The organism is Gracilibacillus sp. YIM 98692, from assembly GCF_010993965.1.
Classification (GTDB): domain Bacteria; phylum Bacillota; class Bacilli; order Bacillales; family Amphibacillaceae; genus Gracilibacillus.
Window position 1 is genome coordinate 18,351 of sequence record NZ_WIXM01000016.1, and the last position, 14,512, is coordinate 32,862.

Genomic DNA, 14,512 nt, shown 5'->3' on the forward strand with positions numbered 1-14,512 from the left:
TACAATCTAAAGATATGGCGAAGAAATTAGTAACTTTATTAGGTGGTAAAGAAAATATTGTTACCATCACTCATTGTACTACTCGCTTGCGCTTTGATCTTAGAGATGAGAGCAAGGTAAAGAAAACTGAAATTGAACAAATGAATGATGTACATGGTACCTTTACCAGACTAGGTCTCTTTCAAATCATCTTGGAGAATGATGTTGTAAACAAGGTTTACCGAGCCATTATGGATATGGAGGAAGCCCCGATAACAAAAACTCCAGCGAACTCACAATCGAAAAAGAATCTTTTTATTCGATTCGCTGAGACAATGTCTAATATTTTTATTCCGATTATCCCGGCTATTGTAGCTAGTGGTTTACTATTAGGGCTTATAGGCATCATAGAGGAGTTTCAATGGCTATCACCTGATCATTCTTTTATGAAATTGCTAAATATATTTTCTAGCTCCCCTTTTATCATCTTACCAATATTACTTGGCTTTAGTGCCGCGAAGGAATTTGGTGGTAACCCTACCTTAGGTGCAGTTATTGGTGGAATCTTAACTCATCCTGCACTATTAAACCCTTCAATGGTTGGGCACAAAATTCCTGAGTATATTGAGGTACTTGAATTTGATGTTTCTTTGATCAGTTATCAAGGGACTGTGATCCCCATTTTGCTATCCGTCTTTTTGATGAGTAAATTGGAAATAAACTTAAGAAAAGTAGTACCGCAGTCACTGGATTTATTCATTATTCCTTTTCTTGTGATTTTATCTATTGGTTCTATTTCACTCATCGCAATTGGACCATTTTCATCATTCATCAGTAATATCATGACAACGATGATAGAACTTGTTTATAACCTGGGAGGAATTATATCCGGGTTGTTATTTGGGGGCCTGTATGCCTTAATCGTTATAACAGGCTTACATCATATTTTAATTACATTAGAAATTGAATTGCTTTCCAATATTGGTGTCAACTTTTTATTACCCATTTGGTCAATGGCAAATATTGCTCAAGGTGGGGCTGGGTTAGCTGTTTATTTTAAAACTGAAAATGTGAAATTAAGAAAAACAGCTCTACCTACTTCCTTATTAGCATTTTTAGGAATTATTGAACCTGTTGTATTTGGAATTAATTTAAAACTCATAAAACCATTTATTGCTGCAGCTATTGGCGGGGCACTAGGGGGAGCGTATATTGTTTTAACTCAAGTGGCAGCAAACTCCTATGGCTTAACAGGGATTCCGATGATTGCTATTGTAGGACCATTAGGTATGACTAATTTAATGCATTATCTCATTGGTTTTGTGATTTCTGCTATGGTCGCATTTATTGCTTCTTGGATTCTTTTGAGGAGGGAAGAAAACTTATAGATTAAGTTAAATCACTACTAAAGTACTAATTCACGTTACAAATGAGGTGGTTAATAATGAAAATCAAAAAAATCTTAAATAATAGTGCGGTTGTAGTTAAGGATCGGAATGGAGAAAAGATTGTAATGGGTCAAGGAGTAGGTTTTCAGAAAAAAAAGAACGATCTTGTAGTACAATCTAAAATTGAAAAGGTATTTGTTATGAAAGATCCTAATGAGTACCAGAAGTTCGAGGAAATTTTGAAATTTTTACCTGAAGAACATATTCAGGTAGCAGAAGAGATCATCTCTTATGCAGAAAGAAAATTAGGTGTAAGGATAAATGAACATATTCACGTAGCATTTTCTGACCATTTGTCATTTGCAATTGAACGGTTAACAAATGGCATCAAAATTAAAAATGGGCTCCTCAATCAAATCAAAGTTCTTTACTCAAAAGAATTTGAAATGGGACTCTGGGCAAAGGAGTTAATTAAAGAGAAACTAGGAGTAGAAATACCTGAAGATGAAGTTGCTAATATAGCTATGCATATTCATTCGGCCAGGATGAATGCTGGAAATATGCAGAAAATGATTGAAAGCACGACTACAATACAAGAAATAACAAGCATAATCGAGAACTGTTTGCAAATTAATATTGTTGAGGATTCGGTTTCATACGAGCGATTAATCACTCATTTACACTTTTCAATTAATAGCCTGGAAAAAAAGGAGTCTAGCCACAACCATGATCCAATCATGCTTTCTATGATTAAAGAAAACTTTAAAGAAGCTTATTCATGTGCACAGAAGGTCGGACAATTTGTAAAAGAAAAATACGGTCTCGAATATCCTGAGGAAGAATTAATGTATATTTCTATGCACATTCAAAGATTTTATAATAGAGCAAAGATATCACATAAAACAATGACAAAAGAGAAGATGTAATATTAAATTAAATCTGCTTTATTTTATTGTTGTTCATGTCTGATTTAAGAGAATCCGGCAACATCGAGTAGGATGCTGATTTAGAATATGTAGGAATCTCCGTCATCTGGCACGAAAACATTAGAGGAGATTCTTATGAAATATTAGATAAATTTTTGGAAGACTTAAACGAGCATGCAAACTATAAATTATCGATCGTTATTAATAAATAGTGTATCAATAAAAATTAGGAGTTTGTGAAACAAAATTTTAAAAACTATATCGGAAATAGATAATGTTGAAAGAATAAAGTTACTTAATTTTTCTGAGATGTTACAATAGATTTGTATTGTTCAGAAGTAATGCAATGAATTCTAACTACTTTAAGAGGAGTGAGATGAAATGCAGGAAAAATACTTAGAAAAAATGAGGGACGGAAAAGGTTTTATCGCAGCACTTGACCAAAGTGGTGGAAGTACACCAAAGGCGCTTGCCGCATACGGTGTATCTGAAAATGAATATTCCACCGAAGCCGAAATGTTTGATCTTGTACATGAGATGAGAACTCGAATTATCACTGCTCCAGCATTTGGTTCGGAGCATATTCTCGGTGCCATTTTATTTGAGAAGACGATGGATCGTGAAATCGAAGGCAAATATACCGGAGATTATTTAGCAGGGGAAAAAGGTATTGTACCATTTCTTAAAATAGATAAAGGGCTTGCCGACCTTTCTAATGGTGTCCAGAAGATGAAACCAATTGATAATCTTGACGAAACACTTGATAGAGCCAACCAGCGTGGTATGTTCGGCACAAAAATGCGTTCTGTGATTAAAGAAGCAAATAAAGATGGAATTAAAGAAGTGGTTAATCAACAATTCGAAATCGGCAAAAAAATTATTGATGCAGGGCTTGTTCCAATTATTGAGCCGGAAGTAGATATTCATAGTGCCGATAAAGAACAATCTGAAGAAATATTAAAACAGGAAATCAAAAAGCATCTGGATCAATTAAAAGAGAATGAACTTGTGATGTTGAAGCTTTCGATTCCTACGGTTGCGGATCATTATAAGGAGCTTATTGACCATCCGCAAGTTGTTCGTGTAGTAGCTTTATCTGGTGGGTATTCCAGAGAAGAAGCAAATACAAAATTAAAAGATCACGAAGGGTTAATCGCAAGCTTCTCCAGAGCATTAAGTGAAGATTTAAATGTAAAACAGTCTGATGAAGAATTTAATGCAACATTAAAAAAAGCGGTTGAATCTATTTATGACGCATCTGTAAATAAAAATAGCTAACAAATGAGCATTTTAAAGTTTTTTAATAACTCTATTGTCCGGTCATTTATTCACCGGTACTTAAAAACATTAGATGAAAGGCAAGTTATAGACGCTCTCTACTACGGTAGGGAGCGTTCAATTTACTATCAGAAAGTATAAAGTATTATGGTTGATAGTATAAGTAAACCAGTGCTTGGCGATAAGCCAAGTTTCTCTTTAGAAAATAAAACGAAAGCTATTCCGCATATACATGCCTTCCTCGCATAGATTTCAGTAAATGCTATATGTGAGGTGGATTATGTGGAAAGAATTTAAGGAGTTTATCTCAAGGGGAAATGTTATAGATTTAGCGGTAGCAGTTATAATTGGGGCGGCTTTTAGTAAAATTGTTGACTCTCTAGTGGAAGACATGATTATGCCGGTAATCGGGATTATAATAGGTGTAGTTAATTTTGAATCCCTTCATTTTAGGATTGGAGGAGCGGTAGTCTCTTATGGGAATTTTGTTCAATCAATGGTTGATTTCCTTCTTATATCCTTCACAATTTTTATGATCATTAAGGTTTTTAATAAACATCATCTGAAAAAGAGCGAAAAAAAGCTGGAGAAAGAGTTATCAGCAACCGACGTAGAACTGTTAACAGAGATTCGGGATATTTTAAAAAGAAAAGAATTAATGGAAAATAACAAGAAGAAAAATAAATCGAATGAAACAGTTATCAAATTGAAGGCAAAATAAATAATGCTATACATGTAATCTTTTCTCTTAACTTTAAGAAATAGATGTAAAACCTATATTTATAGAAAGTATAACTGTGTGTATCACATAGTTTATGGTTTTACTGCTATTTAATTTTTGCTAGCAAATGACGAGGATATATGCGATTGCTCTTATCATATACCAAGAGGTGTTAAGAGACTTCGTTCCATGCTTATAGACATGGAAATAGGGATAGGCTTTATGTCCCATCCCTATGGTGTTAAATAACTAATATTTTTATGATTGGTCAACACGATTGGCATGACTTTCATCTTCTAACATATTTAGAACTTGTTTGATTCTAGGGTTTTTATCAGCAATTTTTTCTAATTGTTTGTTTATAAGTTCTTCTCTTGATGTGTTTTCCAACTCGTTTCACTTCTTTCTATCTTTTAAGATATATTTATACTTTTTTTATATTGATAGCTTCACCTAGGTGCCAGTAACTAATAAAACCACCTGGTTCATATCAATTCCTTTTGTACTTGAAGTACACAAATGTCCCACGTTTTCCATCCATAATTAAAAAATGGAGGCTCTTTCTTCATTCCTAGAAGTACGTAAGGCACATTTTTTACTTGCCAAAAACAACTATGAGGTTGTCTCTAGGACAAAGAGAACCGTCCCGGATAATTCCAATTTGGGATATGGTTTCTGTCCTTTTTGATGCTGATTTAACTTGTACGTGACAGGTGGGCGAGAAGACAATTAGGCAGGAGTCTGTCTTGCTTTTTAACTTATGATAGTTGTTATTCATATTGTATGAGCTTTATTGGAAGTCAAACTTAGGTGAGTGAGGTAGAAAAGGATCAAAGTTTAATTTTTGTGATATTTATATCCATAGACATACTGGTATCTTTAAGCGCTAATTGTTACGTGCTTGTCTGTTTGAGGTTGAATTGGATTATTTGAAATAATACCTCTTCTATTCATAACGGAGATGATTAGACCTAATTCGTAGTATGTAGATTTAGTAATTATTCCTTTTTCAATATTTTTATTAATTTCGTTATAAAAAGCAATCAATACATCATGAGGCAATTCTTCGTAAAAATTCATTATATCACCTTCTAGTTAATTGTTATTTTAATGATAATATAACACACTTTGAAAGCGGTTGCAAATTTATTGTTCCGAAATTGTATAAAAAAAAGTGTAGAACTATCCGACAAACATTAATGGATGCTATTTGTAATCCTATTTATTCCGATATAAAAGGAAGTTAACAAAGTAGTGAAAATTTTAAGGTTCGAAGTACGACGACCATGATGGTCTAGTATCGGTGTTGGTCACAGGACGTGACTGGTTTTAGCCCATGCAAGGGAACTATGGCTATGCTGTCGCCTAAAGGCTCGGCAATTGCCGAGTTTTCTTTAGTGTTTAGTCATTCAAAACTAGGGGTAAGCTGGGACAAGGGGGGCAGGATCGGTTCATGCTCAGTTGACAATAATTCAGCTTTTAATGACAAAGTTTGGGTGGTAACCGGTAAAACTATATAACTCGAAATCAATTGTAAAATCATGTATGATTTATTAGGGTATAGTAAGACGAAATGGAGGTACGTATATGAACGCAAAACGTTGGATCGCACTAGCAGTTGCAGCAGCGCTATTTTTTGTTTCATTAGTTTTTCAATCCTTAATAAGCATGGCAACTGCAGACTTTGAATCGATGTTTAATTTACAAGAGTTAGATAATGACTTAAATGAAAAGATAATCGAGAAAGGCTCACCTACCAATAAAATTGCAGTGCTTCACTTGAATGGAGTGATTCAAGATACAACTGCAAACACGGTGATTAATACGAATTCCTATAACCATAAGCGATTTTTAGACATGCTGAATAATGCTGCGGAAGATCGAGGTGTTAACGGGATTATTTTACGTGTAAATACACCTGGCGGCGGTGTGGTAGAAAGTGCGGAAATTCATGACAAAATCGTAGAAATACAGGAGGAATATAATAAGCCTGTCTATGTGTCGATGGGAAATACTGCGGCTTCAGGCGGTTATTATATTTCAGCGCCAGCCGACAAAATTGTTGCTCATCATGCTACACTGACCGGTTCCATCGGTGTGATTATGGAAAGTTTTAATTTTGCTGAGTTTGCTGAAGAACATGGTATAGATTTTAACACGATTAAGAGTGGTGAATATAAAGACATCATGTCAATGTCACGTGAAATGACAGATGATGAACGAGAAATATTGCAAACGATTATCGATGACATGTATGCTGACTTTGTACAAGTAATCGTCGAAGGAAGGAACATGTCTGAGGACCGTGTGCGCGAATTGGGTGATGGCCGAGTATATACTGGAGAACAAGCACAAGAGCTAGGACTTGCCGATGAACTTGGTTCGTTACATGATACCATTGAAATGATGAAGGATGATCATGAAATGGGCAATGCACAAGTCGTTGAATACGAACAGGGCTTGGGTATTAACCAGTTTCTTGGCGGAACGATTAAAAGCATATTTGGCTCGGAATCCGATTTAATTGGTATTAAGAATCTGTTGCGGGAAAATAATGCACCACGTGCCATGTATTTATATTCAAGATAGGAGGGGGTTGTTATGAGTGAAGAGCACGTTGGATATGATTCAACACCAACTACGGATAGAAGGTACGCAGGATTTTGGATGCGATTCTGGGCGTACTTGGCTGATTTAATAATTGTTTTTAGTATAAATGGTATCCTGCTTATTCCGTTTCACTTTATCAATGATGGTGCGAGAATGGATATCGGGTTCTGGACTGTAACCGGAATTCTTAGTTCTATTGTGTTATATCTATACTTTTTGTTCATGACGAAATGGTTCAACCAGACGTTGGGAAAAATGATATTTGGCTTAAAAGTCATTAGGCAGGATGCAGAACCATTAAAATGGAGTGATCTTCTTTTTAGAGAAGTGATAGGAAGATTCATTCATCGTGTGTTTTTTATCACTGTATTTTTGTACATAGTGATTGCATTTACAGAACAAAAACAAGGAATCCATGATATGATCGGAAATACCCGTGTTGTATTTGATGAATAAGGATTAGGGGTTCTGTATCATATCGATCAAGGCCCCTCCAACTACATTAAAACCGATCTTGAAAAGATAATAAAATAAAAGTAAAGAATTTAGAGCTAGGCATAAGGGCATATCTAAAGCGTTCATCGATATATACGATGAGCGCTTTTTTAAGTTTAAATCCCATTATCCATCACTAATGGCTTTAAAATATTTGCAGGTCTATTTAGAATGTGGTGAATTTCTCTACTTGTCCAACAGTACTTATTTTTCAAGCACATGAATAAAAATGTAGTAGGACAGATTTATAATAGAGAGGAGGAGTTTTTTGTTACTTGTGTGTAGAGAACACATGATAAACGGAATTAATCACCTTCATACACCTCATGTAGTATTTGTCAAAGGTGAAAGGTTTGCAGGGAAATGTTTTTATTGTAATAAAATCGCAGAGTTCGAGTTATTTTATTCAATCCCAACATCAAAGAAAGATAAAGTGAATTACTAAAAAAAAATGAAAAAATATACATATTTGGTTTATGAAATAGATGCAAAGGAAACTACTGTTATTAGATAAAATTAAATTACTAATAAATATAAATTAATATTAAAATAGGAGATATGAGCATGGATAATCGTAGATTAACAGTTGGGTCATTAAAAGAAAATACAGTAAAACCTTTAACTAATAACTTTAAAAATGAAAAAAAGTCGACTAAAAAAGATATAAAGAGAGGTGTTAAATCAGAAAAAATTGACGTAGTCCAAAATAATAGAATTTATAAAATTATTCCTGAAGCAAATCATACACTTCTTGATACGGCATTAAATCAAAAACAAAAACTGTCCTTTAAATGTAAAAAAGGTACTTGTGGACAGTGTATGATTAACGTATTAAGGGGAATGGAATATTTAGAAGAACCGACAAATAAAGAGCATAAGAAGCTGGAAGCTAAAGTGAATAAAGGCTATCGTTTAGCCTGTCAAGCAATGGTTAAGTGAAGATAATATTCTATCACAATAGTGGCTATGATCATGATGTCACTTTATCCCCCATAAATTCCCATTGACGATCCATTGATTTTCATTTACAATGAGAATCAATATCAATGATAATGAGATTCGTTATCATTAATTATTGTGGAGGGTGGAAAATGGGAAATCAAATTAACGGTTATCATGATTTTTACACGGTTATTTCTAATGAGCGAAAAATTGGTGGAGTTATTGAAGCGGAGGAGATTCGGCTTCGTTCAGGGGAAACTTTCAAATTTCCAGTTTTCACAAATATTGATTATTCAGGATCAACGTTTTATACGATTTGCTTTATTACAGATAATGGTACGAAAATGATAATTCACGTGAATGATATTAGCACAATCAAATCACCTGTTCACAAACGGGTTCAGGATATTAAGAATGAATATTATCGTGAAATGAAGATAAAAGAAAAAGTAAATTACTTAAAACGATTATGCCAAGCAGACCAAGGTGCATATACGAAGCCGTTTGTTGAAGAAGCTAAACTTATTATAGAAGACATAGGATATAAGAATGTGGAAAATTTAAACGACATTAAATTTTCTTTACTTACACAGAAGGAAAGCAATTTCTTTAAAATAGCATAGTAGAGTAGTTACTTGATGGATAACTTCTACACATAAGAAAAGAGCCAAAACGCAGGATTTCTAAAGCTTTGGCTCTTTTTTATACTTATTCATTTGGATTTTCTAATGTGCAAATGGCACTCGGCCGTTTAATCCTAGGCACAATACACTCGTAAATTCTAAACAAGTGATTCATTTGTTCACTATCCATATAGGCTGTATCCATATCTTCTGCAATAGCAAGATCTAGATTATGCCTTCCTGTTGAAATCAACACTCCAGTTTGGCCTTTTAACACTGGTGATTGAAAAACACCGTCCGTTACTAATTCACGCACATGTTCAATCTCAAGAACATTTGTGCCCTGGTGAACGCGGTGAAGTATTGCATAGAGATCAGGTGATAATACTAAGGCATATGGTCCGCTATGTCCCATTTGAAGTAACTTATTTCGTCCTTCAACAATATCATTAAACGCATTTCCTGATTTCATCCAATCAGAGCGAATATGCGATAAATGGCCTTTTACGTTAGATAGCCCAGATATATTAAATTGTGATGATCCATTAAAGATTAAATCATCTTCTAACAGTGCACATTGCGTTACAGCATTAGCAGCTTGAGAAAAATCTATCGGGATATCTAACGCTCGAGATTGCTCTATATCACGCCAAAACAAGGTGAAATCTTTATATAACAATGGAATAGTCAAATGGATACGTTTGGTAGAGTTAGATGTTTCCAGGTCTTCTCCGTGAAAGCTTAGCTGTCCTTCCCCAGTCTCATCAAAAACATCATTTATAACTGATTGTACCCCTTGTCCCAATGGACCATAAATATCAATAAATCGTCTTCCGATTAAATTGCGGCGAGCATTTTCAATAACAACTTCGTCAAGCCTTTCCCACTCCCTTTCCGATAATGGTGCATCATGGTATGTCATTGTTTTATTCATGTATCAAAACCTCCTATTTTACCAAAATTATTTTTTTAAGCTACCAACCGTTAATTGTTTTGCTGGTTTATCAGAATCATTTACAACATATTTTTGTTGTTGATCATCATTTGTTGTATATTTATCAATTTTTAAATGTTGGTTAACATCTTCTTTTTCATCTGTCGGTACGGAACCAGGTGCTGATGCAGCTCCATCAAAGGTATCGTTCAAATCAGATAATATTACTTTTATGGCTTGATAATCTGTATCAGTCGAATTACGCATCCGTGTTAGATTCTCGGCATGCTCCGTGTCTTTAAATGTAAATAAAGCTAAATCAAGATGTTCTAGAAAATTATGTAAGCCAAACTTTTCGAGGCTAATATCCTGCAGTATGTGTATAAATTCGAAATTGTCAGCTGTTCTGGCATTGTCGTTGTCATTAAAGTAATCCAGCTTAGGAATTAATGCATTTAATCGATCAAGCCTTTGTTCCTCTTCTTCATAAATGTGATGATAATACAGACGTTCATGATCATCCTGTGCGTTTTCTATGCGTGGAGTTAAAATGGCCATAAAATCGTGGATATTCTCTCTCGTTCTCAAAAATATTTCATTTAGTTCAATAAAAGAATTGGACATCTTACAATTTCCTTTCTTTATTGTTTTTCTAAAGTTAATAGGTTTTAATACCTCGTCTAACTAATAATCCCTAATATTATTAATTTTTGCCAAACTTTAAGACAAATAAAACTTATAATTTAAAAACTTACATTATTTATTTTCTTAGGCTCCAGAATTTGTATGGATATGGAGCCTACCGAAAATACGAAGTTGAAATTGAAGGAGGAGTAATCATCTGATCTATTTTCCAAAAGTAATGGAAAGTCTTTTGAATTGTGTGGGAAATTAGCACGCGATTAAAAATATGGGCAAAAACAAAAGGCTTCTTGTTTTTGTATACTTGGGAATAACAATATTTATTGTTGTTTTGTGTTGATATTTGTCTGCATTACCTTTATAATGTAAAATACATACAAATTACTGCAACATAAAAAAGTATCATATCTGATTCAAGTTGGAGTTTAAAATGTAAGAATGATCTTACTCGTGAAAAAGAAATGGTACTCTTTCATAAATCAAAGAAAATACAGGTAAATTTCTATTAAACTTTGATGGTTTAATAGACTATGAAGTTGGCAAGTTTGAATTTGCCTGAAGATGTCGATTTGTATGGAATATATAAGCTTTAAACATAATTAATTAAAAATGAAAAGGCTTTAACGCTGTGAATAATTGATTTGAAACTGGATTTGAAGAAGGAATACTATCAAAGAACTTAACTTAATTACTATGGCTACATACCTTATTTTACTGCTAATTATCATTGCAATTTTAGAAAATATAGAATTGTAAGAAGGGGATTCTTTAAAGAATTCCTAATTTACCGTATAAGAAAGCATAAATTGTCAGCAAGGAAGCCAATTTCGACGTGGTGGGCAATTTTAGGAATATAGATAAGTGCAACTACGTCTCTGACTTCGCCAAAAGCTCGTCAATTGACGAGTTTTCTTTATAGTTTAATAGATATTCAGATTATTTATATTTAGTGTGTGTCACCAAGGAGGAATGAAAATGAAACAGAATATCATATTTTTTTTAGCAGGTGTTATGTTACTTGCCTTGTTTACTGGATGCGGTGTACAAACACAAGCTAAAGACCAAGTCGTTTTACGATTCGCTTATGCAAGTAATGCACAACCTGTAAAAGATGCAATGGCAGAGTTTGGACGCTTACTAGAGGAAAAAACAAATGGAGAAGTAACAGTGAAGTATTATCCTGATTCTCAATTAGGAGGAGAACGGGAGTTAATCGAATTAACACAGACTGGTGCAGTAGATATTACGAAAGTTAGTGGATCTGCACTAGAGAGTTTCTCGGATCGTTATTCCATTTTTGGAATTCCTTATTTATTTAATGGAGAAGAACATTTTTACAAAGTAATGGAAAATGAAGAAATTATGAAACCTATTTATGAGTCGACATCAGAGCTTGGTTTTGTTGGTTTAACTTACTATGACTCAGGGCAAAGAAGTTTTTATATGACAGAAGGTCCTGTACAGTCCCCAGACGATTTAAAAGGGAAGAAGATTCGTGTTATGCAAAGTGAAACCGCAATCAAAATGATCCAACTATTGGGCGGTTCACCAACACCTATGGGTAGTGGAGAAGTGTACACTTCCTTACAACAAGGTATTATAGACGGTGCTGAAAATAATGAATTTGTGTTAGTAACTGCAGGTCATGGTGAAGTGGCGAAGTATTATTCATATGATCAACACACAAGAGTTCCTGATATTGTCGTAATGAACGAAGCATCTTTAAATAAATTAACAGAGGAACAAAGGGAAGCAGTTTATGAAGCAGCTAAAGAATCAACAGAATATGAAAAGCAAGTGTGGAAAGCTGCTGTTGATAAAGAAAAGCAAATGGCTAAAGAAAAACATGGTGTCGAGTTTAATGATGTAGACAATGCGCCGTTTAAAGAAGCGGTTCAACCACTCCATGAAGAATTTAAGAACAGTGAAGAATTCAGTGAACTTTATAAAGCAATCCAAGAGATGGGTGCTAAATAAGTTAGGAGGTAATCAAATGAAATCAGTAAAGAAGTATGTAGATAAAACACTTCTATTTATAACAGCTACTTTATTCCTTGTTATGGTATCGATTACAACTTGGCAAGTAATTGCTCGTTATATTTTGAATAATCCAAGTACGTTAACAGAAGAGTTTGTGAGGTTTAGTTTAATTTGGCTATCAATGTTAGCTGCATCTTATGTAGTTGGCAAAAGGAGTCACATTGCATTTACAATTATTAGTGATCGTTTCAAAGGGAGTAAAAAATTAGGTTTAGAGATTTTTATTCAAGCTATATTCTTAATTTTTTCATTAGTTGTCATGCTCTTTGGTGGAGGGAAAGCAATATCCCTTACTATGGCTCAAATGTCACCATCATTAGGAATACCAATGGGATTAGTTTACCTATCATTACCTGTATCTGGTATATTGATTACTTTCTATAGCTGTTACAATCTTGTAGAGGTAATTAAAGAAAAAAAAGCCCCGGTAACTGAAGATAAGGAAGAGGATGAATATAACAAAGTAGGTGAAATCATATGATATTAGAAGCCAGTTTAATCTTAGTTCTTGTCTTTGCTGTTTTATTGGCCTTAGGAATACCAATTGCAATTAGTATCGCAGTGGCTTCCTTATCAACAGTATTACTAGTTCTACCTTTAGATATAGCCGTTTTCACTTCTGCACAGAAAATGGTTGCTAGTATTGATAGTTTTTCGTTGGTAGCGGTTCCGTTCTTTATTTTATCTGGAATAATCATGAATAATGGCGGGATTGCAACAAAACTTGTGGACTTTTCCAAGCTACTAGCAGGTCGGGTTCCAGGATCTTTGGCCCACACAAATGTTATTGGTAATGGATTGTTTGGATCTATTTCCAGTTCTGCAATTGCTGCATCTACAGCAATTGGTGGGGTAATGGTTCCTCTTCAGGAAAAAGAAGGTTATGATCGTAAGTTTGCTACAGCAGTAAACATTGCATCTGCTCCAGCTGGAATGGTTATTCCACCTAGTACTGGATTCATCATTTTTTCCTTGATTAGTGGCGGCACTTCCATCGCAGCATTATTTATGGGGGGATACGTCATTGGTATCCTTTGGGCTTTAGCTATCATGGTTGTTTCATTCATTATTGCTAAAAAAAGAAATTATCCAGTAGTAGCTAAACAGGCAAATCAAAATGTGAAAAAGATAATTATAGATGCAATTCCAAGTATACTTTTAATTTTTATTATTATCGGAGGCATATTAACTGGTGTTTTCACAGCAATTGAAGCATCTGCCATTTGTGTAGTATATTCATTCTTATTAGCATTTGTATTCTACAGAACGATGACAATTAAACAATTACCACAAGTAATGGCTCAAGCAGTTGAAATGACAGGTGTTATTATGCTCCTAATTGCTGCATCCTCGTTGATGTCATTTGCGATGGCATTCACTGGTATTCCAGCAGCACTAAGTAATTTAGTTTTAAGTATTTCTGATAATCCAATCATTATTCTACTAGTAATGAACGTTATCTTGTTACTAATCGGTACTGTAATGGATGTTGCTCCAGCAATTCTAATTTTCACACCAATATTCATGCCTATAGCAACAAGTGTCGGTGTAGATCCAGTACACTTTGGAATATTCTTTATTCTCAACTTATGTGTAGGAACGATAACACCACCAGTTGGAACGGGGTTATTTGTGGGATCGAGTGTAGGTAAGGTTAAGATAGAAAAAGTACTTAAACCGTTGCTTCCGTTTTATGCAGCGATTTTCATTTTACTTTTAATCGTGACTTATGTTCCACAAATAAGTTTATTCTTACCAAACTTATTAGGCTTGTAAACGATAAAAAACTTGTGAATGGGTAATAGATTCACAAGTTTTTTTGTTCGCCTGGCATGGTCGAACTCTATTCTGCCAAATTTTAATACATATAAAACTTCGTACTTCCTTGTTCTTAACAAGATATTCCTGCCTAAACATATTTCTGCCAAATTAAG

Annotated in this window: 15 protein-coding genes; 11 read left to right on the forward strand and 4 right to left on the reverse strand. The window is 34.2% G+C overall.

The features are described from left to right. Positions 1-14 precede the first annotated feature (14 nt). The 4 genes from GHD00_RS13475 (at position 15) to mscL (ending at position 4,292) form a co-directional block, all read left to right on the forward strand. On the forward strand, positions 15-1,367 hold the full coding sequence (locus tag GHD00_RS13475; RefSeq protein ID WP_163538725.1) for a PTS transporter subunit EIIC: 1,353 nt from the start codon (positions 15-17) through the stop codon (positions 1,365-1,367). A gap of 56 nt (positions 1,368-1,423) precedes the next feature. Then, positions 1,424-2,293, forward strand: coding sequence for a PRD domain-containing protein (locus GHD00_RS13480; protein ID WP_163538688.1), 870 nt, complete (start codon positions 1,424-1,426; stop codon positions 2,291-2,293). A 381-nt stretch (positions 2,294-2,674) separates the two neighbouring features. Then, positions 2,675-3,571, forward strand: coding sequence for a fructose bisphosphate aldolase (locus GHD00_RS13490; protein ID WP_163538689.1), 897 nt, complete (start codon positions 2,675-2,677; stop codon positions 3,569-3,571). A 280-nt stretch (positions 3,572-3,851) separates the two neighbouring features. After that, a complete protein-coding gene (gene mscL / locus GHD00_RS13495; RefSeq protein ID WP_163538690.1) occupies positions 3,852-4,292 on the forward strand; it encodes a large-conductance mechanosensitive channel protein MscL in 441 nt (146 codons plus the stop codon). A 258-nt stretch (positions 4,293-4,550) separates the two neighbouring features. Here the strand turns inward: mscL and GHD00_RS21300 are convergent, their stop codons facing one another. Both GHD00_RS21300 and GHD00_RS13500 read right to left on the reverse strand, forming a co-directional pair. After that, on the reverse strand, positions 4,551-4,682 hold the full coding sequence (locus GHD00_RS21300) for a hypothetical protein (protein ID WP_276208282.1): 132 nt from the start codon (positions 4,680-4,682) through the stop codon (positions 4,551-4,553). 489 nt (positions 4,683-5,171) lie between these two features. After that, positions 5,172-5,372: a hypothetical protein gene (locus GHD00_RS13500; RefSeq protein WP_163538691.1), complete on the reverse strand. Its 201-nt coding sequence runs from the start codon at positions 5,370-5,372 to the stop codon at positions 5,172-5,174. A 507-nt stretch (positions 5,373-5,879) separates the two neighbouring features. Here GHD00_RS13500 and sppA point away from each other — a divergent pair. The 4 genes from sppA to GHD00_RS13520 all read left to right on the forward strand — a co-directional run bounded on the left by sppA (position 5,880) and on the right by GHD00_RS13520 (position 8,962). Continuing rightward, positions 5,880-6,881 carry a signal peptide peptidase SppA gene (gene sppA / locus GHD00_RS13505; RefSeq protein ID WP_163538692.1) on the forward strand — a complete coding sequence of 334 codons (1,002 nt, stop codon included), beginning with the start codon at positions 5,880-5,882 and terminating at the stop codon, positions 6,879-6,881. Between the two features lie 12 nt (positions 6,882-6,893). After that, positions 6,894-7,358: an RDD family protein gene (locus GHD00_RS13510; RefSeq protein ID WP_163538693.1), complete on the forward strand. Its 465-nt coding sequence runs from the start codon at positions 6,894-6,896 to the stop codon at positions 7,356-7,358. Between the two features lie 603 nt (positions 7,359-7,961). Beyond that, positions 7,962-8,336 (forward strand): 2Fe-2S iron-sulfur cluster-binding protein, encoded by a 375-nt coding sequence (locus GHD00_RS13515; RefSeq protein ID WP_163538694.1) that lies wholly within the window; start codon positions 7,962-7,964, stop codon positions 8,334-8,336. A 152-nt stretch (positions 8,337-8,488) separates the two neighbouring features. Beyond that, positions 8,489-8,962 carry a hypothetical protein gene (locus GHD00_RS13520; RefSeq protein ID WP_205600767.1) on the forward strand — a complete coding sequence of 158 codons (474 nt, stop codon included), beginning with the start codon at positions 8,489-8,491 and terminating at the stop codon, positions 8,960-8,962. An 85-nt stretch (positions 8,963-9,047) separates the two neighbouring features. On the opposite strand, the gene GHD00_RS13525 is transcribed toward GHD00_RS13520, so the two are convergent. Both GHD00_RS13525 and GHD00_RS13530 read right to left on the reverse strand, forming a co-directional pair. Next, complete coding sequence (locus GHD00_RS13525) at positions 9,048-9,896, reverse strand: family 1 encapsulin nanocompartment shell protein (protein ID WP_163538695.1); 849 nt, start codon at positions 9,894-9,896, stop codon at positions 9,048-9,050. Between the two features lie 27 nt (positions 9,897-9,923). Continuing rightward, the gene (locus tag GHD00_RS13530) at positions 9,924-10,520 is read right to left on the reverse strand and encodes an IMEF encapsulin system ferritin-like cargo protein (protein ID WP_163538696.1); all 597 of its coding nucleotides are present in this window, start codon (positions 10,518-10,520) and stop codon (positions 9,924-9,926) included. A 993-nt stretch (positions 10,521-11,513) separates the two neighbouring features. On the opposite strand from GHD00_RS13530, the gene GHD00_RS13535 reads away from it, so the two are divergent. Genes GHD00_RS13535 through GHD00_RS13545 form a run of 3 tightly spaced genes read left to right on the forward strand, consistent with a single transcriptional unit; the run spans position 11,514 to position 14,354 of the window. Then, positions 11,514-12,515: a TRAP transporter substrate-binding protein gene (locus tag GHD00_RS13535; protein ID WP_163538697.1), complete on the forward strand. Its 1,002-nt coding sequence runs from the start codon at positions 11,514-11,516 to the stop codon at positions 12,513-12,515. 16 nt (positions 12,516-12,531) lie between these two features. Next, positions 12,532-13,059 (forward strand): TRAP transporter small permease, encoded by a 528-nt coding sequence (locus GHD00_RS13540; RefSeq protein ID WP_163538698.1) that lies wholly within the window; start codon positions 12,532-12,534, stop codon positions 13,057-13,059. Next, a complete protein-coding gene (locus GHD00_RS13545; RefSeq protein WP_163538699.1) occupies positions 13,056-14,354 on the forward strand; it encodes a TRAP transporter large permease in 1,299 nt (432 codons plus the stop codon). Before GHD00_RS13540 ends, GHD00_RS13545 begins: the two co-directional genes overlap by 4 nt. Positions 14,355-14,512: the final 158 nt, after the last annotated feature.